Origin of the sequence: Acidovorax sp. GW101-3H11 (assembly GCF_001633105.1) — a bacterium.
Classification (GTDB): domain Bacteria; phylum Pseudomonadota; class Gammaproteobacteria; order Burkholderiales; family Burkholderiaceae_C; genus Acidovorax.
On sequence record NZ_LUKZ01000003.1, the window covers coordinates 116,000 to 135,634 of the forward strand.

Sequence of the window (19,635 nt, forward strand, 5' to 3'; positions counted from 1 at the left end):
TCGTGAGCAATATTCATCCCACTGCCATCGTTGAGGCGGGTGCCCGCATCGACCCTTCCGTCACGGTGGGGCCCTATACGGTGATCGGTTCGCAGGTCGTGATCGGTGCAGGCAGTTCCGTGGGCCCTCACTGCGTGATCCAGGGCCGCACCACCATCGGCCAGGACAACCGGATCTTCCAGTTCGCGTCCCTGGGGGCCGAGCCGCAGGACAAAAAGTACAAGGGCGAAGACACCGAGCTGGTCATCGGCGACCGCAACACGGTGCGCGAGTTCTGTACCTTCAACCGGGGTGTTCCGGGTGCGGGTGGCAAGACCAGTATTGGCGACGACAACTGGATCATGGCCTACACCCACATCGCGCACGACTGCCATGTGGGCAACCACACGACCATGGCCAACAACACCACGCTGGCAGGGCATGTGCTGATTGGCGACTGGGTCACGGTGGGCGGGCTCACCGGTATCCACCAGTTTGTGAAGATCGGTGCGCACGCCATGATCGGGTTCTCCAGCGCTGTGTCGCAGGATGTGCCGCCCTTCATGATGGTGGATGGCAACCCGCTGTCCGTGCGGGGGCTCAATCTGGAAGGCTTGCGCCGCCGGGGTTTCTCGGCTGCACGCGTGGTCGGCATCAAGCAGATGCACCGCGCGTTGTACCGCCAGGGACTGACGCTGGAGGCCGCGCGCGCCGCCATGGCCGGGTTGCCCGCCGCCCACCCCGAGGCGGCTGACGATGTCGCACTGGTGCTGGCGTTCCTGGATGCGTCCACGCGCGGCATCGCGCGCTGAGGGGCTGCGATGAGTGCTTCCCCCCGCATCGCCATGGTGGCGGGCGAGACATCGGGCGATTTGCTCGCCGGTCTGTTGATCGATGGCATGCAGGCCCACTGGCCGGGGTTACAGTCCTGTGGCATCGGCGGCCCGCAGATGGCGCGCCGGGGCTTCAGCGCCTGGTGGCCCAGCGAAAAGCTGGCTGTGCATGGCTACAGCATGGAAGTGCTGCGCCGCCTGCGCGAACTGCTGGGCATCCGCAAACAACTGCGCGAGCGCCTGCTCAAGGACCGCCCCGACGTGTTCATCGGTGTGGACGCGCCCGATTTCAACCTGGGGCTGGAGGCCGACTTGCGGGCCGCTGGCATCAAGACGGTGCACTTCGTGTGCCCGTCGATTTGGGCCTGGCGCGCCGAGCGGGTGGAGAAAATACGCCGCAGCGCCGACCATGTGCTGTGCATTTTTCCGTTCGAGCCGGAGTTGCTCGCGCAGCATGGCATTGCCGCCACCTACGTGGGCCATCCACTGGCCGGGGTGATCCCCATGGTGCCCGACCGCGCAGCAGCCCGGGCGCAGCTGGGTCTGCAGGACAGCGACGAAGTCCTGGCCGTCCTGCCTGGCAGCCGGTCTTCAGAGGTCCAGTACATCGCCAAACCCTTTTTTGAGGCGGCTGCGCTGATCCGCCAAGCGCGACCAGCTATCAAATTGATAGTGCCTGCCGTCCCGGCGCTGCGTAGCCGCATCGAGCAGGCAGCCCAGGCCTGTGGCCTGGGGGATGCCATGCAGATCATCACCGGGCAGTCCCACACGGTGCTCGCGGCCTGTGACGCCACGCTGATTGCCAGTGGCACCGCGACGCTCGAAGCAGCGTTGTTCAAGCGCCCCATGGTGATTGGCTACCACATGCACCCGCTGAGCTGGTGGCTGATGCGCCGCAAACAGCTGCAGCCTTGGGTGGGCTTGCCGAACATTCTGTGCCGCGATTTTGTGGTGCCCGAGCTGATCCAGGATGCCGCCACCCCGCAGGCGCTCTGCGCGGCCACGCTGGAATGGCTGGATGCCCGGCGCAACAACCCCGCAAAAATCACGGCGCTGGAGCAGCGCTTTGCAGCGTTGCACGAAAGCCTGCAACGCAATACCCCCCAATTGGCTGCCGATGCGATCCAGAAAATCCTCTCCCCCGCTGCCTGAGCAGGCCTGCCTGCCCTGGCATCCGCCCGGCCTGGTGGCTGGGGTGGACGAGGCGGGCCGGGGCCCTCTGGCGGGGCCCGTGGTGGCTGCTGCCGTCATCCTCGATGACCTGCATCCGATTGCAGGCTTGGCCGACTCCAAGAAGCTCACCCCCGCGCGGCGCGAGAAGCTCTATGACGAGATCCGTGCCAAGGCGCTGTGTTTCTGTATTGCCGAGGCCAGCGTGGAAGAGATCGACCGCCTCAACATCCTGCAGGCCACGATGTTGGCCATGCGCCGCGCCGTGATGGGGCTGCGCCTCAAGCCGGTGATGGTGCTGGTGGATGGCAACCGGCTGCCCGTGCTGGATGTGCCCGCCGAGGCCATCGTCAAGGGCGATGCGCTGGTGCCTTCGATCTCGGCGGCGTCCATTCTGGCCAAGGTGCACCGTGACCGCTGGTGCGTGCAGGTGCACGAAGAATTTCCCCAATACGGTTTTGCCGGGCACAAGGGCTACGGCACGGCCGTGCACATGGCCGCCCTGCGCGAGCATGGCGCCTGTGTGTACCACCGGCGCTCGTTCGCCCCGGTGGCCCAGAACCTGCCGAGCTGACCGGGCTGCACGAGACTACCGATGACTTCTTCGTCTGTGATTGCCATCCATTCCCGCGACAACGCCTTCGTCAAGGACCTGCGCCGCCTGGCCCAGGACACCACGGCCTACCGCAAGCAAGGCCGTGTGTGGCTGGAGGGGGACCATCTCTGCCGCGCGGCGCTGGCGCGGGGGCTGCGTGCCTCGGTGGCGGTTTTTTCTGAGTCTTTTTGGCCGTCTGCGCGCGTTGAGTATGCCCAGGATGCTATCAAAACAATAGTATTGGCCGATGCACTGTTTGCCGATATCAGCGGGCTGGAATCCCCAGCACGCATGGGATTCATCTTGGATCTCCCGACCCCAGCCGCTCTGCGGGCCGATGCCGCAACCGTGGTGCTGGACCGGGTGCAGGACGCGGGCAATGTGGGCTCCATCCTGCGCAGTGCCTCGGCGTTCGGGTTCCGGCAGGTAGTAGCCATCAAGGGCAGTGCTGCACTGTGGTCGCCCAAGGTCTTGCGCGCCGGGATGGGCGCGCACTTTGCGTTGGACTTGATCGAAGGGGTGGGGCTGGAGGATGCCCAGGCGCTCCAGGTGCCCTTGGTGGTGACCAGCTCGCACGCGGGCGACTATCTGCACCGCGCCGTCTTGCCCTGGCCCTGCGCCTGGGTCATGGGGCATGAGGGCCAGGGTGTTTCTGCCGCGCTGGAGGAGCGGGCCGCCCTGCGCATCCGCATCGCCCAACCGGGGGGTGAGGAGTCTCTGAACGTGGCGGCTGCAGCAGCCATCTGCCTGCATGCCAGCGGCGCGGGCCGCTGAACTCAGATAGCGCGGGCGCCACAAACGCTCCACGCCGCATTTGGAGTTGGACGGTAAGGGCCTTCGGATCAGGCCCCGTGAGTCCCCCGTGCCTGCGGCTTACTGGTTGCGCAGGAACTGGCGGACAAACTCCTCCTGGTTGGGGGCGTCTTTCTCGGTGCTGAACACCACCTGCTGGTCCTCCACCCGGATCTTGAGTCGGGGGCCGAAGTGGCACTGCACCTGCCCCAGGCCTGCGGCCGTTGGTTTGAACTGCGGGGTGTTGCGGCAGAGGCTGTCGATCTCGGAAGCCACCACGCCGCAGAAACTGGGAATGCTCAGGCTCTGCAGTTTTTCGTCATCGATGCTGGCCCAGTCCACCGTGGTCTTCACGGGGGTGCCACAGGACGCGCTGGCGTCCTGGTCCATCTTGGCGAGTTCTGCCTGGGCGCCCGCCAGCCGCTTGGCGCGGTCGAAGCGGCCCAGCTTCTCCTGCGTGCCCTGTTTGAGCTGGCGCTCGTAGCTGGCTTGCAGGTCGGCCAGCTTGAATGCCTTGCTCTTGTCGTCGCTGAAGGCCAGGGCGACGCCATCCCGCTTGCCGGGCAGGTACACCACGTAGTGGTCTCCGCCACGGTAGGCATGGCTTTGTTTGTGCAGCAAGCCGTAGCTGCGGCCATCGATGCGGGTGGTGTAGACCTCGCGTGCGGAGCCCTGGGCCTCGCGGGTGCTCAGGAACACCACCTGGTCGATGGGGTCGTTGATGCCACTCACACGCACCAGCGCCTGCTTGCCGTCGGCGCTGGGTGCCAGCACCACCTCCACCCCCTGCGGGGCCACAAACACCTGGGGGTATTTGGCCAGTTCGATGGCGTGGGATGCCATGGCGGCAAGGCTGCCGAGAAGGGCCAATGTCAGAGAGCGGGGGAGGGGGTGCATGGAAACGTGTCCTTGGGTGGTTGCAGATCAGCGGCGCAGTCTAGGTGGCGCGGCACGGCCCGCAACACGGGCAACGTTTGCTTACGTAACAAGGTTATGCGAGACGTGCATTTGGTGTGAAGTGTGGGGGCAGGGGTATAATCGGGAGCTTTTCTCGCAACAGCGTCGCCCGACCGCACCCAAAGCAACAACCCATCTGAGAGCAGCCACTGGCACTATCGCACCTTGTGTGTGCGGGTGGCCTGCAGGCGCCGGGCGACCGTAACCATCCGGAGAACCCAGTGCTTTTGTCTCTACAGGGAAGTTTCCCGCCCGCCATCCTGGCGCTCGCAGACGGCACGGTCTTTATCGGCAACTCGATTGGTGCCACCGGCACCACGGTCGGCGAAGTGGTGTTCAACACCGCCATCACCGGCTACCAGGAAATCCTCACCGACCCCAGCTATTGCCAGCAGATCGTGACGCTCACGTATCCGCACATCGGCAACTACGGCGTCAATGCGGAAGACATCGAAGCCGACAAGGTCCATGCTGCAGGCCTGATCATCAAAGACCTGCCCCTTCTGGCCAGCAACTTCCGATCCACGGAAACGCTTTCGCAGTACCTTGTGCGCGAAAAGACGGTGGCCATTGCCAACATCGACACCCGCAAGCTGACCCGCCTGCTGCGCACCCAGGGTGCCCAGAATGGCGCCATCGTGGGCCTGGCCGCAGGGCAGGTGGTGACGCAGGGCCTCATCGATGAAGCCATCGCCAAAGCCAAGGCCGCCCCCAACATGGCCGGGCTGGATCTGGCCAAGGTGGTGACCACGGCATCGCGTTATGAGTGGACGCAGACCGAGTGGCAACTGGGTTCCGGTTATGGCGTTCTCGCGCAGCCCCGCTTTCATGTGGTGGCGTACGACTTCGGCGTGAAGAAGAACATCTTGCGCATGCTGGCCGAACGTGGCTGCAAGGTCACTGTGGTGCCCGCACAAACGCCTGCCGCCGAGGTGCTGGCCATGAACCCCGATGGGGTCTTCCTGTCCAACGGCCCTGGCGACCCGGCGCCCTGCGACTACGCCATCGAAGCCACGCGCCAGATCATCGACGCGGGCGTGCCCACCTTCGGCATCTGCCTGGGCCACCAGATCATGGCGCTGGCCAGCGGCGCCACTACCTTCAAGATGGACAACAGCCACCACGGCGCCAACCACCCCGTGAAGGACCTGGACAACGGCCGCGTGAGCATCACCAGCCAGAACCACGGTTTTGCGGTGGACATGGCCTCGCTGCCCGCCACGCTGCGTGCCACGCACATCAGCCTGTTCGACGGCACGCTGCAGGGCCTGGCCCGCACCGACAAGCCCGCGTTCTGCTTCCAGGGCCACCCCGAAGCATCGCCCGGCCCGCACGACATCGCCTACCTGTTTGACCGCTTCACCGCGCTGATGGAGAAGAAATAATGCCAAAGCGCACAGACCTCAAATCGATCCTCATCATCGGCGCCGGCCCGATCATCATCGGCCAGGCCTGCGAGTTCGACTACTCCGGCGTGCAGGCCTGCAAGGCCCTGCGCGAAGAAGGCTACAAGGTCATCCTGATCAACAGCAACCCTGCGACGATCATGACCGACCCGGCCACGGCCGACGTCACCTACATCGAGCCCATCACCTGGCAGACGGTCGAGAAGATCATCGCCAAGGAGCGTCCTGATGCCATCCTGCCCACCATGGGCGGCCAGACTGCGCTGAACTGCGCGCTGGACCTGTGGCGCAACGGCGTGCTCGATAAGTACAAGGTCGAGCTCATCGGCGCCACGCCCGAAGCCATCGACAAGGCCGAAGACCGCCTGAAGTTCAAGGACGCCATGACCAAGATCGGTCTTGGCTCCGCGCGCTCGGGCATTGCCCACAGCATGGACGAAGCCTGGGCTGTGCAAAAGAGCGTGGGCTTCCCCACGGTGATCCGCCCCAGCTTCACGCTGGGCGGCACGGGCGGTGGCATTGCCTACAACCCCGAAGAGTTCGAGACCATCTGCAAGCGCGGCCTCGAAGCCTCGCCCACCAACGAACTGCTGATCGAAGAGTCGCTGCTGGGTTGGAAAGAGTATGAGATGGAAGTGGTCCGCGACAAGGCGGACAACTGCATCATCATCTGCTCCATCGAGAACCTGGACCCGATGGGCGTGCACACCGGTGACTCCATCACCGTGGCCCCCGCGCAGACGCTGACCGACAAGGAATATCAGATCATGCGCAACGCGTCGCTCGCGGTGCTGCGCGAGATTGGCGTGGACACGGGCGGCTCCAATGTGCAGTTCTCGGTCAACCCGAAGGACGGCCGCATGATCGTCATCGAGATGAACCCGCGCGTGTCGCGTTCGTCCGCGCTGGCGTCCAAGGCCACGGGCTTCCCCATCGCCAAGGTTGCTGCCAAGCTGGCCGTGGGCTATACGCTGGACGAGCTGCGCAACGAAATCACGGGCGGTGCCACGCCTGCCTCGTTCGAGCCTTCGATCGACTACGTGGTCACCAAGATCCCACGTTTTGCGTTCGAGAAATTCCCCACGGCCGACAGCCGCCTGACCACGCAGATGAAGTCGGTGGGCGAGGTGATGGCCATGGGCCGCACCTTCCAGGAGTCCTTCCAGAAAGCCCTGCGCGGCCTGGAGGTGGGCGTGGACGGCATGAACGAGAAGACCCAGGACCGCGAAGTGCTCGAAAAGGAACTGGGCGAGCCCGGCCCCGAGCGCATCTGGTACGTGGGCGACGCGTTTGCCATGGGCCTGTCGGTGGACGAGGTGTACGACCTCACCAAGATCGACAAGTGGTTCCTGGTGCAGATCGAAGAGATCGTGAAGATCGAACTCGAACTGGACCAGCTCGCTGCCGACAAGGGCGAAGGCGCGTTGGCCGCCCTGGATGCGGACACGCTGCGCACGCTCAAGAAGAAGGGCTTTTCCGATCGCCGCCTGGCCAAGCTGCTCAAGACCACCGAGAAGTCGGTGCGTGAAGCACGCCGCGCGCTGAACGTTCGCCCCGTGTACAAGCGCGTGGACACCTGCGCTGCCGAGTTTGCGACCAACACGGCCTACATGTACTCGACCTACGAGGAAGAGTGCGAAGCCGAGCCCACCGACAAGAAGAAGATCATGGTGCTGGGTGGTGGCCCGAACCGCATCGGCCAGGGCATCGAGTTCGACTACTGCTGCGTGCACGCTGCCTTGGCTATGCGCGAAGATGGTTACGAAACCATCATGGTCAACTGCAACCCCGAAACAGTGTCCACCGACTACGACACCTCGGACCGCCTGTACTTCGAGCCGCTGACGCTCGAAGACGTGCTCGAAATCGTGGACAAGGAAAAGCCACACGGCGTGATCGTGCAGTACGGCGGCCAGACGCCGCTCAAGCTCGCGCTGGGCCTCGAAGCCGAAGGCGTTCCGATCATCGGCACCAGCCCCGACATGATCGACGCGGCCGAAGACCGCGAGCGTTTCCAGAAACTGCTGGGCGACCTGGGCCTGCGCCAGCCGCCCAATGCCACAGCACGCACCGAAGCCGAGGCCCTGGAAAAGGCCGCCACGCTGGGTTACCCCCTGGTGGTGCGCCCCAGCTACGTGCTCGGCGGCCGTGCGATGGAAATCGTGCACGAACAACGCGACCTGGAGCGCTACATGCGTGAGGCCGTGAAGGTGAGCAATGACTCGCCCGTGCTGCTGGACCGTTTCCTGAACGACGCCATCGAGTGCGATGTGGACTGCCTGCGCGACCCTGAAGGCAAGACCTTCATCGGTGGCGTGATGGAGCACATCGAACAAGCCGGCGTGCATTCGGGCGACTCGGCCTGTTCGCTGCCCCCGTACTACCTCAAGCAGGCCACGGTGGATGAGCTCAAGCGCCAGTCTGCCGCCATGGCCGAAGGCCTGAACGTGGTCGGCCTGATGAACGTGCAGTTCGCCATCCAGGAAGTAGACGGCAAGGATGTCATCTATGTGCTGGAAGTGAACCCCCGCGCCTCGCGCACGGTGCCGTTTGTTTCCAAGGCCACGGGCATTCAGTTGGCCAAGGTGGCAGCACGTTGCATGGCAGGCCAGACGCTGGCTTCGCAAGGCATCACCAAGGAAGTCACGCCGCCTTACTTCAGTGTGAAGGAAGCTGTGTTCCCGTTCGTCAAGTTCCCCGGTGTGGACACCATCCTCGGCCCCGAGATGAAGTCCACCGGCGAAGTGATGGGCGTGGGCAAGACCTTTGGCGAAGCCTTTGTGAAGAGCCAGCTGGGTGCGGGCACCAAGCTGCCCACCTCGGGCAAGGTGTTCCTCACCGTGAAGAACAACGACAAGCCCCGCGCGGTGGACATCGCGCGCCAGTTGGTGGCGCTGGGCTTCGACCTGGTGGCGACCAAGGGCACCGCTGCAGCGATTGCCGACGCCGGTGTCCCGGTGGTGGTGGTCAACAAGGTCACGGAAGGCCGCCCGCACATCGTGGACATGATCAAGAACAACGAGATCGTGATGGTGATCAACACCGTGGAAGAGCGTCGCAATGCGATTGCCGATTCGCGGGCGATCCGCACCTCGTCCTTGCTGGCCCGTGTGACGACTTTCACGACTATCTTCGGCGCCGAGGCGGCCGTGGAGGGCATGAAGTACCTCGACAAGCTCGACGTGTACTCGGTGCAGGAACTGCACGCCCAGTTGCCCGCTTGATCGTGGACTGGGGGTGGCTTGCTGCCCGTTAAAAGCGGCATAATCTGCCTCTGATCAGACACCGCCGCGCGGCAACGTGCGGCGGTTTCCTTTTGTAGATTGCCTTTTCACACTGCCCGGCCCGTCCGGGGTGTGACATGGCGGCTGACCGGTGGAAGTGCTTTGCGCTTTCACCGTTTTGATTTGTGGAGTCTCAACAAAATGGCCACCATTCCGATTACCAAACGCGGCGCCGAAAAGCTCAAGGAAGAACTGCTCCGCCTCAAGACCGTGGAGCGGCCCGCCGTGATCACGGCCATCGCCGAAGCGCGTGCGCAAGGCGATCTGAGTGAAAACGCCGACTACGACGCGGCCAAGGATCGCCAGGGCTTTGTTGAAGGCCGTATTCAGGAGATTGAGGGCAAGCTCTCTGTGGCGCAAGTCATCGACCCCAGTGGGGTGGATGGCGGCGGCAAGGTGGTCTTTGGCGCTACGGTCGAGCTGGAGGACGAGGACTCTGGCGATACCGTGAAGTACCAGATCGTGGGCGAGGATGAGGCCGATCTGAAACAAGGCCTGATCAATATCTCCAGCCCCATCGCGCGCGCGCTGATCGGCAAGGAAGAGGGCGACACCGCCGAAGTGCAGGCGCCCGGCGGCATCCGCCGCTACGAAGTGGTGGCCGTGAGCTACCTGTGAACACCGCAGTGCAGCGCATGCGCCACCGTCTCCCCGCCCTGGTGGCTGCCCTCTGGTGGGGCAGTTTGACCACCATCGGCTTTCTGGTGGTGCCTCTGTTGTTTGCCTACCTGCCGTCCCCCAGCATCGCTGGCAACATGGCGGCCCGGCTGTTTGCTGCGCAGACCTGGGTGGCCGTGGCATGTTGCCTGGTGCTGTTGTTGGTTTCTCGGCCCAGGAACGCTGTCGCGCAATACCCGTGGGCACAGGCTGCTATGCTTTTTATACTGGGTGGCCTACTGCTGGCGTTGCTCAATCAGTATGGCGTGGCACCGCGCATCGTGGCCCGGCAGGACCTGCGTCTGTGGCACAGCGTGGGGACGGTCATGTACGCGTTGCAGTGGGGCTGTGCCCTGGTGGTGCTTTGGCACACTCTGCGCCAGGAAGCGGCTTTGCCTCAGTGTGAGGGCGGTTCGGTCAGTGCCTGAGTGGGCTGGCTGGTGCGGCCCAGGACGCCATGCGGCTCTCTCGGGGAGTGGCTGAGCTGTTGGCGGCAAGGCCGCAGCTTTCGGTGGGCCTACTCGTGCCAGTGCTCTCCGACCCAGGTGGCGGGCCGGATGTAGCGAAAACGCCGGTTGCGCCGACCGGCCAGCGCGTCGGGCGGGTTGCATTCCCCATGAAAAATCACGATGCGGGCGCCGGGGGGCACAAAGGGTACCCGCCAGTAATTGGTGGGCCAGGCCGGGATGCCGTGGTACTTGAAACTCGGGCACCAGTCCGCAGGCCAGTAGGCGAGTTTGCCCTGGCGGTGCAGGAAGTCCGACAGGTAGGCTTGTTCGTTGCGGAACTGCGCACGAATCTCTGCAAAGTGCCCCCGAAAGTGCTCCAGCACATCGGGGTGCGCGCCCAGCTCAAAGCGGTACACGGACGAATTGCCGGTGATGCGCCAGGGGCGCTTGTAGTCGTGGATGATCAGAAATTCGCCGGGTTGGGTGAAGAAATCATCCAGCGATCCGGTGATCACCACGTCCACATCGAGAAACAGGGCCGTGCCTTTCAGGCCATGTAAGTCCTGGCTGAAGGTGGCCAGCTTGGTCCACCCCCGCTCGGGAATGCCAGGTGGCAGATCAAGTGGAGGGATGGGCAGGCATTGCACCTCACTGCGTATGCCGGTGTTGTCATCCGTCAGGCAGACAAAGCGGAAGTCGCCGCTCAGGTGCCGACGGACCATGGCGTAAAGCCGGTTGACATACTCGGGGCCGTATTTCGTGCCCCATTTCATGCAGAGGATGTGGCGGACAGGCGCCGCGCCGACCGGGGCTGCAGGTGCTGCCGCGCGGTTCATCAGTCTGCCTGGCGTTTCTTGATGGATTTTTGCTTGGGCTTGGCACGCTTGATCTGGCCACCCGAGGTCAGGCGCTGGTTGCCCAGCACGCGCAGTTGCTTGATTTCCGGGCGTTGGCCGCCTTGTTTGCTGAATTTGAGCACCTTGACGTCGCGCGGGCCGGGCATGCGGTCTTCGTCTACCGCCTTGGCCTTGGCGGGCATGGGGCGCCAGAGCACTAGCAGCTTGCCAATGTGCTGCACCGGGGCGGCATTGAGTTCAGCGGCGAGTTCCTGGTACATCAGCTCGCGCGCCGCGCGGTCGTCGCCGAAGACGCGGACCTTGATGAGCCCGTGGGCATTGAGGGCGGCGTCCACCTCTTTTTTGACGGCGGGAGTCAGACCATCGCCGCCGATCAGGACCACGGGGTCCAGGTGGTGGGCATTGGCGCGTTGTTCCCGGCGCTCGGCGGGAGTCAGTTGAATTTGGGGCATGGGCCGTATTATCGAGGCTGAAAGAAAAAAGTAATGAAAGTCAAAACCCAGAGCAAGAAGGTCAACAAGGCGTGGCTGAACGACCACGTCAACGATACCTACGTCAAATTGGCCCATAAAGAGGGATATCGCGCGCGCGCAGCCTACAAGCTCAAGGAGATTGATGAGCAGTTAGGCCTCATCAAACCGGGTTACACCGTGGTGGACCTGGGTTCTACCCCGGGTGCGTGGAGTCAATACCTGCGTCGGCGCCTGTCCCCCACGGGGGCGGCTGCAGGGCAGCTCAATGGCGTGATCATCGCGCTGGACATTCTCCCCATGGAGCCCATCGAGGGCGTGACGTATCTCAACGGCGATTTTCGTGAGCCCGAGGTGCTGGAGCGCCTGGAGCAGGCGCTCGATGGCCGTGTGGTGGATGTGGTGGTGTCCGACATGGCGCCCAACCTGTCTGGCATCGGGTCGGCCGATGCAGCCCGCATTGCCCACCTGGTGGAACTGGCTGTGGATTTTGCTTGCAACCATTTGAAACCGGATGGAGCGCTGGTGGTGAAGCTTTTCCATGGCAGCGGATACAACGACTTGGTGACCTTGTTCAAACAGACCTTCAAAGTGGTCAAACCGCTCAAACCCAAGGCTTCGCGCGACAAGTCGTCAGAGACCTTTCTCGTGGGCATGGGGCTCAAGAGGGCTGCCTGAATTGGCTTGCCCTCGGTCAAGAATTCGTGAAATTTGGCAGCAAAGCCCGCGCTGATCCCATGGCCGTCAGTGGGAATATGGGTGGCCCTGCCGCTTGAAAGACCTAAAATGCGCCACACATACGCCGTGACGGCAGTGTGTCCGTTTTCTGTTCCCCGCAACTGGAGCCCCGCTTGAACAATCAGTGGTTTTCAAAAATTGCCGTATGGCTGGTTATCGCCATGGTGCTGTTCACGGTGTTCAAACAGTTTGACACCCGCACTGGCGCCAGTGCCGGACACATCGGCTACTCCGAATTTCTTGACGAAGTACGGAACAACCGCATCAAGAGCGCGACCATCCCCGAGGGCCTGAGCGGCGGTGAAATCGTGGCGATCACCACCGATGAGCGCAAGATCCGCACGAACGCCTCGGTGCTGGACCGTGGCTTGGTGGGCGACCTGCTCAACCACAACGTCAAGTTCGACGTGAAGCCCCGAGAAGAAGGCTCGCTTCTCATGACCCTGCTGGTCAGCTGGGGCCCCATGCTGCTGCTGATTGGCGTGTGGGTGTACTTCATGCGCCAGATGCAGGGCGGCGGCAAGGGCGGAGCGTTCAGCTTTGGCAAAAGCAAGGCGCGCATGCTCGACGAGAACAACAACCAGGTCACGTTCGCGGACGTGGCGGGGTGTGACGAAGCCAAGGAAGAAGTCAAGGAGGTTGTGGACTTCCTGAAGGACCCGCAGAAGTTCCAGAAGCTCGGCGGCCGCATTCCGCGTGGCCTGCTGCTGGTTGGCCCGCCCGGCACCGGCAAGACCCTGCTGGCAAAGTCCATTGCAGGCGAAGCCAAGGTGCCGTTCTTCAGCATCTCGGGTTCGGACTTCGTGGAAATGTTCGTTGGTGTGGGCGCTGCCCGTGTGCGCGATATGTTCGACAACGCCAAGAAGAACGCCCCTTGCATCATCTTCATCGATGAAATCGACGCCGTGGGCCGCCAGCGTGGCGCTGGCCTGGGTGGTGGTAACGACGAGCGCGAGCAGACGCTGAACCAGATGCTGGTTGAGATGGACGGCTTCGAAACCAACCTGGGTGTGATCGTGGTGGCTGCCACCAACCGCCCAGACATCCTGGATGCAGCCTTGCTGCGCCCCGGTCGCTTTGACCGCCAGGTGTATGTGACGCTGCCCGACATCCGTGGTCGCGAACAGATCCTGAACGTGCACATGCGCAAGATTCCGGTCGGCCAGGACGTAGCCCCGGCGATCATTGCCCGTGGCACGCCCGGCATGAGCGGTGCCGATCTGGCCAACCTGTGCAATGAGGCTGCGTTGATGGCGGCCCGCCGCAACGCCCGCACCGTGGAGATGCAGGACTTTGAGAAGGCCAAGGACAAGATCCTCATGGGCCCCGAGCGCAAGAGCATGGTCATGCCCGAAGAAGAGCGCCGCAACACGGCATACCACGAAGCCGGCCATGCCCTGATTGGCAAGCTGCTGCCCAAGTGTGATCCGGTGCACAAGGTCACGATCATCCCCCGTGGCCGTGCTCTGGGCGTGACGATGAGCCTGCCCGAGCAGGACCGTTACAGCTATGACCGCGAATACATGCTCAATCAGATCAGCATGCTGTTCGGTGGCCGCATCGCCGAAGAAGTGTTCATGAACCAGATGACCACCGGTGCGAGCAACGACTTTGAGCGTGCCACGCACATCGCACGCGACATGGTGACCCGTTACGGCATGACTGCGGCCCTGGGGCCCATGGTCTATGCCGAAAATGAGGGTGAGGTCTTTCTGGGCCGCTCAGTCACCAAGACGACTAACATGAGCGAGCAGACCATGGAAAAGGTCGATGGCGAAGTGCGCCGCATCATCGACGAACAGTACAACCTGGCACGTCGCCTGATCGAAGAGAACAGCGACAAGATGCACGCCATGGCCAAGGCTTTGCTCGAATGGGAAACCATTGATGCGGAGCAACTGGACGACATCATGGCGGGCAAGGAACCCCGTCCTCCCAAGGACTGGACGCCCCGCACCCCGCCCTCGGGTGGTGACAACTCCAGCGGCGGCACCCCTGCAGTGGCGGCAGATACGGCGCCCACAGCAGCTTGAGGGGTTGCCTGTTCAGCTGTTCCCACGGGGCCTTGTGCCCCGTTTTTCGTTGTGTTTGAGGCTGTTGTGCTTCTTCTCCCGCCCTTTCAGGTTCGGCACATACGCGCCGCATCGGCCGGCTCCACGGGCTTTCAGGTAGTGATTTCATGATCTGGCAAACCTCCCGCTTTTCCATCGATCTGGAGCGGCCCAAGGTCATGGGCATCGTCAATGTGACCCCGGACTCCTTCTCTGATGGCGGGCACCATGCTTCCGCCATCGCGGCGTTGCGGCATTGCGAGCAATTGCTCAAGGACGGAGCCGATATCCTGGACATTGGGGGCGAGTCCACCCGCCCAGGCAGTCCGGCCGTGCCTCTGGACGAAGAACTGGCCCGCGTGGTGCCGCTGGTGCGCGAGGTGGTGGCGCTGGGCGTGCCGATTTCGGTGGATACATACAAACCTGCCGTGATGCGGGCGGTGCTGGACCTGGGGGCCGATATCGTCAACGACATCTGGGCCTTGCGACAACCGGGTGCTTTGGCCGTGGTGGCGGCCCACCCTCAATGTGGTGTGTGCCTGATGCACATGCACCGCGATCCCCAGACCATGCAGGCGGCCCCCATGACGGGAGATGTGGTGCCGCAAGTGCTATCGTTTTTAGAGCTGCAAGCGCATAATCTGCAGGCCCAGGGGGCCAAAAAGGATCAAATTCTCCTGGACCCGGGCATCGGCTTCGGTAAAACGGTGGAGCAGAATTTTGCCTTGCTCGCCCGGCAAGACGTCTTGCTGAGGGCGGGTTATCCGCTGCTGGCGGGCTGGTCGCGCAAGTCGTCGTTGGGTGCTGTGACTGGCCTGGATGTAGACCAGCGCATGGTGCCCAGTGTGGCTGCAGCGGTGCTGGCAGTAGACCGGGGAGCTTCGGTGGTGCGTGTGCACGATGTGCGGGAGACGGTTGCAGCGCTGGCCGTGTGGTCGGCCATGCAGCGGACGGGCTGAACGGGCAGCGCGTGGGGTACTCATGAGGGCGGCTTTGTAGCCTGTTCAAAGTGGCCAAACAGCTGGGATGGAGAGCCGTCCCGCCAACAACTAGATCAACACGAGGAGACGCAGCAACATGACGCGCCAGTACTTTGGAACCGATGGCATCCGTGGCACGGTGGGGCAGCCACCCATTACGCCGGACTTTGTGTTGCGCCTGGCACATGCTGTGGGGCGTGTCTTGCGCCAGACGGAGGAACGCCCCACGGTGTTGATCGGCAAGGACACCCGAATTTCTGGCTACATGCTGGAGAGCGCACTGGAGTCCGGCTTCAATTCCGCAGGCGTGGATGTGGTGCTGCTCGGGCCTTTGCCAACACCTGGTGTGGCCTACCTGACCCGTGCCCAGCGGGCCAGCCTGGGCGTGGTCATCAGTGCCAGCCACAACCCGTACCCCGATAACGGCATCAAGTTTTTCAGTGCGCAGGGCACCAAGCTGTCCGACGCCTGGGAGCTTGCCGTGGAAGAGGCCCTGGCCCAGTCACCGGTGTGGGCCGACTCGGCCAGCCTGGGCAAGGCGCGGCGGCTGGATGATGCCGCTGGGCGCTACATTGAATTCTGCAAGAGCACCTTCCCGCAGGATCTCACCCTCAAGGGGCTGAAGATCGTGGTGGATGCTGCCCATGGCGCGGCCTATCAAGTGGCTCCCAAGGTGTTTCACGAACTGGGGGCTGAAGTCCTGTCGATCGGGTGTGCCCCCGACGGCCTGAACATCAACCATGAGGTGGGTGCCACGCACCCGGACGCCCTGGTGCGCGCAGTGCGTGCCAACCGGGCCGACTACGGGATAGCGCTGGACGGCGATGCGGACCGTCTCCAGGTTGTGGATGCCACGGGGCGCCTGTACAACGGCGACGAGTTGCTGTACCTGATGGCCTCCGATCGCATGGGGCGTGACGAGCATGTCCCCGGTGTGGTGGGCACCTTGATGACCAACATGGCGGTGGAGGTCGCCCTGCAGTCCCGGGGGGTGAAGTTTGTTCGCGCCAAAGTAGGCGACCGCTATGTGCTGGAGGAGTTGGCGCGCCACCGTTGGCTCCTTGGGGGCGAAGGCTCTGGCCACCTGCTGGCGCTGGACCGGCACACCACGGGCGATGGCCTGGTGAGTGCCTTGCAGGTGCTGCAAGCCTGTGTGCGTAGTGGCCAGACTCTGGCCCAATTGCTGGCTGAGGTCACGCTGTACCCCCAGGTGCTGCTCAATGTCCGCCTGGCCCCGGGCCAGGACTGGAAGTCGAACCGCCTGCTGGCGGATACGACACAGGCCGTGGAGCGCGATCTGGGGGCTTCGGGCCGCGTGCTCATCCGTGCCAGTGGCACGGAGCCTTTGCTGCGTGTGATGGTGGAGGCCCGGGATGCTGAGATGGCGAGTTCCTGCGCGCAGCGGCTGGCTGATGCGGCCCGTGCGGGCTAAGCGGCGGGTCACTTTTGCACAGGCCCTGGCGGGGCCGTTCTTTCCCGCCATGCCAATTTTCAGGAGCGATCCATGACACCGGCCACAGACTCCGTGCCTCGCATCACCGTGCGCGCCGTGGACTACGCCAACCCCCGCGATGCAGCCGCACTCGTGGATTTGCTGGACGGCTATGCGCGGGACGTGGCGGGCGGTGGCAAGCCCCTGGGGGCAGAGGTCAAGCAGGGACTGGTCCAGGCGTTGCGCCAGCGGCAGCCCCAGGCGTTCAGCGTCATGGCTTGGGTGGTGGTGGAGGAGGAGGAGGGGGCCGCCTCTGTGCCCCACGCCGGGGTGGCCGTGGGGCTGGTCAACTGCTTCGAAGGGTTCTCCACCTTTGCCTGCAAGCCCCTGGTCAATGTGCACGATGTGGTTGTGGTGCCGGCCTGGCGTGGCCATCGCATTGCGCAGCGCATGTTGCAGGAGGTCGAAACCCTGGCCCGGGGGCGCGGTGCCTGCAAGCTCACGCTGGAGGTCCTGTCTGGCAACCGGGCGGCAATCCAGGCCTATGAGCGCGAAGGTTTTGCTGCCTACGCGCTGGACCCTCGGATGGGATCGGCGCAATTTTTTCAGAAGCTGTTGCTGGACTAAACGGGCGCCGGAGCCATCGCCCTGCCTTCAGGGGGCGCGGGGCTCAGGCCAGGGCGTTCGCTTCGGCGGCCCGATGCAGGTGCTGGCGCATGAACACCTCCAGGTCCGCTGCAGGCAGTGGCGTGCTGAAGTGGTAGCCCTGGGCCTCATCGCACCCTTGTGCATGGAGGAAGGCCAGCTGACCTTCTGTTTCGACGCCCTCGGCCGTGGTGCGGATGCCCAGCGCCTGCGCCATGCGGATGATGGCACTCACGATGGCGCGATCGTTGCTGTCGTTGCCCAGGTCGCGCACGAACGACTGGTCGATCTTGAGTTTGAAAATCTGGAACCGCTTAAGCTGGCTCAGTGACGAGTAGCCGGTGCCAAAGTCATCCATGGACATGCGCACCCCTCTTGCATGCAACTGGTCCATGGTCGCTACGGCGGCATGTGGATCGTCCACGGCCACACCTTCGGTCAGCTCCAGCTCCAGCGAGTCGGGCGGAAGGTCAAACTCTGCCAGCATGCGGCTGACGAGTTCAGGCAACTGGGGCTGCCGGAACTGGATGGCGGAGAGGTTCACCGCCATGGTCAGCCTTGGAAAGCCGCAAGACCGCCAGGCCTTGAGTTGTGCCAGTGCCGTGCGCAGCACCCATTCCCCAATCTGCAGGATCTGCCCGCTGTCTTCGGCGATGGGGATGAACTCTGCGGGCGAGACCTGGCCCAGTTGTGGGTGCTTCCAGCGCAACAAGGCCTCCACACTGCGGACACTGCCCGTGGCCAGGCTCATCTGGGGCTGGTAGTGCAGTCGGAACTGGTCGCGCTCCAGTGCACGGCGCAGGGCGTTTTCCAGCTGCAGCGCGCGCACCGACTGGGCCTGCATTTCAGGGGTGAAAAAGCGAAAGGTGTTGCGGCCATCCAGCTTGGCGCGGTACATGGCCACGTCTGCCGACTGGGTAAGCGTGTCGAAGTCGCTCCCATCCTGCGGGAACAAGGCCACACCCATGGATGGGGCCATGGTCAGCTCATGGTGGTCAATCTGGTAGTGCTGGCGGGACGCCTCTTGCAGCTTGCCTGCCACCCGGGCCGCCCCATGGGCATTGGCGCCTGGCAGTAGCAGGATGAATTCATCCCCACCGAGGCGTGCCACGGTGTCCTTGTCGCGCACCACAGCACGCAGCCGCTTGGCAATCTCGACCAGCAGGGCATCGCCCACGCGGTGTCCCAGCGAGTCGTTCACGTGCTTGAAATGGTCCAGGTCCAGGAAGATCACGGCCAGTGGCGTGTTGTGCTCCTGGGCCACCTGGATGGCCTGCTGGGCACGCTCGGCCAGCAGTGCGCGGTTGGGCAGGCCGGTGAGCGCATCGTAGTGGGCCAGCCAGTAAATGCGCTCCTGGTCGGCTTTGCGGTCGTTGATCTCGCGGTGCAGGTTGTCTACCGTTTCGCACAGCTCGCGGGTGCGGTCCTGCACCTGCTGTTCCAGTTCCTCGTGGGCGCGGGCCAGCGCTGCCTGGGCCTGTTTGCGCTCAGTGATGTCCATCGTGATCCAGATGGAGCCCTGAGAAGGGTCGGCGGGGTCGATGGACTTGCTGCGAACCTCGCAGATCACCGGGGTGCCGTCCTTGCGGCAGAGTTCCACTTCGCCTTCATAGGACTGACCGGATGCCAGGCCTGGATAGCAGCGGCGGCCTACCTCCTCCCAAGCCTCGTCGCTGGCGTACCAGCGGCGCGACGAACTGCCCATAAGTTCGCCGGGCTGGAACCCCAGCATCTGCTCAAAGTGGTCGTTGCACCGTGTCAGGTGCCTGTCACGCAGAAAAACAATGCCCACCATGGCGCTGTCAAACAGCAGCTGCTTTTCGCGTTCAGCCGCGCTGAGCGCGGCCTGGGCGCGTTTTTGTTCGTCGATGTCGTCGAGGATCCAAATGGAGCCTTCGGTGGTGTCGTGTGGATTGATGAGCCTGCCCGTGAGGCTGCCCCAGAAAAGCGTGCCGTCACTGCGGCGCAGCTGGCGTTCCACTCGGAAGGACTGCCCCTGGGCCAACACCGGGTAGGCCGAGCGACCCAGCTCACGGAATGCTTCGCGGTCGGGGTAGAAGGCCTCGGTGTTGAGCCCTACCAGGCGTGCGGGGCTGGGGTAGCCAAAAATCTCAGCGTATCGCTGGTTGCAGCGGACCACGCTGCGCTGGCGCAGGAAAACGATACCTACGCCTGCGCTGTCGAGCAGGATTTGTTGTTCACGCAGGGTGCGATGCAGTGGGGGATCAGTAGCTACTCCAGAACGCTGCAATTCCGGAGCGCTGTACAGCGAGGACATAGAGACCAGTACGGGCGGCAGGGCCAGACGGTGGCCTCAAAAAAACTGTGCCAAAGTGTAGC

General features: G+C 63.6%; 17 protein-coding genes. 13 read left to right on the plus strand and 4 right to left on the minus strand.

Annotated features, from left to right (window positions below; genetic code table 11):
- Positions 1–2 precede the first annotated feature (2 nt).
- Genes lpxA through A1D30_RS04120 form a run of 4 tightly spaced genes read left to right on the plus strand, consistent with a single transcriptional unit; the run spans position 3 to position 3,351 of the window.
- Positions 3–791 carry an acyl-ACP--UDP-N-acetylglucosamine O-acyltransferase gene (lpxA, locus tag A1D30_RS04105; RefSeq protein WP_063459636.1) on the plus strand — a complete coding sequence of 263 codons (789 nt, stop codon included), beginning with the start codon at positions 3–5 and terminating at the stop codon, positions 789–791.
- Positions 792–800: 9 nt separating this feature from the next.
- Complete coding sequence (lpxB, locus tag A1D30_RS04110) at positions 801–1,964, plus strand: lipid-A-disaccharide synthase (protein ID WP_063459516.1); 1,164 nt, start codon at positions 801–803, stop codon at positions 1,962–1,964.
- Positions 1,930–2,556 (plus strand): ribonuclease HII, encoded by a 627-nt coding sequence (rnhB, locus tag A1D30_RS04115; protein ID WP_063459517.1) that lies wholly within the window; start codon positions 1,930–1,932, stop codon positions 2,554–2,556. The genes lpxB and rnhB overlap by 35 nt, the downstream gene beginning before the upstream one ends.
- A 21-nt stretch (positions 2,557–2,577) precedes the next feature.
- Positions 2,578–3,351, plus strand: a complete 774-nt coding sequence (locus tag A1D30_RS04120; protein ID WP_063459518.1) for an RNA methyltransferase — start codon at positions 2,578–2,580, stop codon at positions 3,349–3,351.
- A gap of 99 nt (positions 3,352–3,450) precedes the next feature.
- Here A1D30_RS04120 and A1D30_RS04125 read toward each other — a convergent pair whose 3' ends face one another.
- On the minus strand, positions 3,451–4,266 hold the full coding sequence (locus A1D30_RS04125; protein WP_063459519.1) for a hypothetical protein: 816 nt from the start codon (positions 4,264–4,266) through the stop codon (positions 3,451–3,453).
- A 281-nt stretch (positions 4,267–4,547) separates the two neighbouring features.
- Between A1D30_RS04125 and carA the strand changes: the two genes are divergently transcribed.
- From carA to A1D30_RS04145, 4 genes are all read left to right on the plus strand, one after another.
- Complete coding sequence (gene carA, locus A1D30_RS04130; protein ID WP_063459520.1) at positions 4,548–5,711, plus strand: glutamine-hydrolyzing carbamoyl-phosphate synthase small subunit; 1,164 nt, start codon at positions 4,548–4,550, stop codon at positions 5,709–5,711.
- On the plus strand, positions 5,711–8,956 hold the full coding sequence (gene carB / locus A1D30_RS04135; protein WP_063459521.1) for a carbamoyl-phosphate synthase large subunit: 3,246 nt from the start codon (positions 5,711–5,713) through the stop codon (positions 8,954–8,956). Before carA ends, carB begins: the two co-directional genes overlap by 1 nt.
- A 201-nt stretch (positions 8,957–9,157) precedes the next feature.
- Positions 9,158–9,634: a transcription elongation factor GreA gene (gene greA, locus A1D30_RS04140; protein WP_063459522.1), complete on the plus strand. Its 477-nt coding sequence runs from the start codon at positions 9,158–9,160 to the stop codon at positions 9,632–9,634.
- Between the two features lie 17 nt (positions 9,635–9,651).
- Positions 9,652–10,101: a DUF4149 domain-containing protein gene (locus tag A1D30_RS04145; protein WP_063459637.1), complete on the plus strand. Its 450-nt coding sequence runs from the start codon at positions 9,652–9,654 to the stop codon at positions 10,099–10,101.
- An 89-nt stretch (positions 10,102–10,190) separates the two neighbouring features.
- On the opposite strand, the gene A1D30_RS04150 is transcribed toward A1D30_RS04145, so the two are convergent.
- Both A1D30_RS04150 and A1D30_RS04155 read right to left on the minus strand, forming a co-directional pair.
- Positions 10,191–10,958 (minus strand): hypothetical protein, encoded by a 768-nt coding sequence (locus A1D30_RS04150; RefSeq protein ID WP_063459523.1) that lies wholly within the window; start codon positions 10,956–10,958, stop codon positions 10,191–10,193.
- On the minus strand, positions 10,958–11,431 hold the full coding sequence (locus A1D30_RS04155) for a YhbY family RNA-binding protein (RefSeq protein ID WP_063459524.1): 474 nt from the start codon (positions 11,429–11,431) through the stop codon (positions 10,958–10,960). Before A1D30_RS04155 ends, A1D30_RS04150 begins: the two co-directional genes overlap by 1 nt.
- A 33-nt stretch (positions 11,432–11,464) precedes the next feature.
- Between A1D30_RS04155 and A1D30_RS04160 the strand changes: the two genes are divergently transcribed.
- The 5 genes from A1D30_RS04160 (at position 11,465) to A1D30_RS04180 (ending at position 17,277) form a co-directional block, all read left to right on the plus strand.
- Positions 11,465–12,127, plus strand: coding sequence for an RlmE family RNA methyltransferase (locus tag A1D30_RS04160; RefSeq protein WP_063459525.1), 663 nt, complete (start codon positions 11,465–11,467; stop codon positions 12,125–12,127).
- A gap of 173 nt (positions 12,128–12,300) precedes the next feature.
- Positions 12,301–14,220, plus strand: a complete 1,920-nt coding sequence (gene ftsH / locus A1D30_RS04165; protein WP_063459526.1) for an ATP-dependent zinc metalloprotease FtsH — start codon at positions 12,301–12,303, stop codon at positions 14,218–14,220.
- A gap of 146 nt (positions 14,221–14,366) precedes the next feature.
- Positions 14,367–15,197 (plus strand): dihydropteroate synthase, encoded by an 831-nt coding sequence (gene folP, locus A1D30_RS04170; RefSeq protein WP_063459527.1) that lies wholly within the window; start codon positions 14,367–14,369, stop codon positions 15,195–15,197.
- A gap of 118 nt (positions 15,198–15,315) precedes the next feature.
- Positions 15,316–16,650, plus strand: a complete 1,335-nt coding sequence (gene glmM / locus A1D30_RS04175; protein ID WP_063459528.1) for a phosphoglucosamine mutase — start codon at positions 15,316–15,318, stop codon at positions 16,648–16,650.
- A 72-nt stretch (positions 16,651–16,722) separates the two neighbouring features.
- Positions 16,723–17,277, plus strand: a complete 555-nt coding sequence (locus A1D30_RS04180; RefSeq protein ID WP_063459529.1) for a GNAT family N-acetyltransferase — start codon at positions 16,723–16,725, stop codon at positions 17,275–17,277.
- Positions 17,278–17,320: 43 nt separating this feature from the next.
- Here A1D30_RS04180 and A1D30_RS04185 read toward each other — a convergent pair whose 3' ends face one another.
- Entirely contained in the window at positions 17,321–19,573 is a 2,253-nt protein-coding gene (locus A1D30_RS04185; protein WP_063459530.1) for a bifunctional diguanylate cyclase/phosphodiesterase, read from the minus strand.
- Positions 19,574–19,635: the final 62 nt, after the last annotated feature.

Excerpts from the sequence above, each read along its gene's own strand:
- lpxB (WP_063459516.1), top strand. The coding sequence starts at position 801 with ATGAGTGCTTCCCCCCGCATCGCCATGGTGGCGGGCGAGACATCGGGC.
- rnhB (WP_063459517.1), top strand. The coding sequence starts at position 1,930 with ATGCGATCCAGAAAATCCTCTCCCCCGCTGCCTGAGCAGGCCTGCCTG.
- A1D30_RS04120 (WP_063459518.1), top strand. The coding sequence starts at position 2,578 with ATGACTTCTTCGTCTGTGATTGCCATCCATTCCCGCGACAACGCCTTC.
- A1D30_RS04125 (WP_063459519.1), bottom strand. The coding sequence starts at position 4,266 with ATGCACCCCCTCCCCCGCTCTCTGACATTGGCCCTTCTCGGCAGCCTT.
- carB (WP_063459521.1), top strand. The coding sequence starts at position 5,711 with ATGCCAAAGCGCACAGACCTCAAATCGATCCTCATCATCGGCGCCGGC.
- greA (WP_063459522.1), top strand. The coding sequence starts at position 9,158 with ATGGCCACCATTCCGATTACCAAACGCGGCGCCGAAAAGCTCAAGGAA.
- A1D30_RS04145 (WP_063459637.1), top strand. The coding sequence starts at position 9,652 with ATGCGCCACCGTCTCCCCGCCCTGGTGGCTGCCCTCTGGTGGGGCAGT.
- A1D30_RS04150 (WP_063459523.1), bottom strand. The coding sequence starts at position 10,958 with ATGAACCGCGCGGCAGCACCTGCAGCCCCGGTCGGCGCGGCGCCTGTC.
- A1D30_RS04155 (WP_063459524.1), bottom strand. The coding sequence starts at position 11,431 with ATGCCCCAAATTCAACTGACTCCCGCCGAGCGCCGGGAACAACGCGCC.
- A1D30_RS04160 (WP_063459525.1), top strand. The coding sequence starts at position 11,465 with ATGAAAGTCAAAACCCAGAGCAAGAAGGTCAACAAGGCGTGGCTGAAC.
- folP (WP_063459527.1), top strand. The coding sequence starts at position 14,367 with ATGATCTGGCAAACCTCCCGCTTTTCCATCGATCTGGAGCGGCCCAAG.
- glmM (WP_063459528.1), top strand. The coding sequence starts at position 15,316 with ATGACGCGCCAGTACTTTGGAACCGATGGCATCCGTGGCACGGTGGGG.
- A1D30_RS04180 (WP_063459529.1), top strand. The coding sequence starts at position 16,723 with ATGACACCGGCCACAGACTCCGTGCCTCGCATCACCGTGCGCGCCGTG.
- A1D30_RS04185 (WP_063459530.1), bottom strand. The coding sequence starts at position 19,573 with ATGTCCTCGCTGTACAGCGCTCCGGAATTGCAGCGTTCTGGAGTAGCT.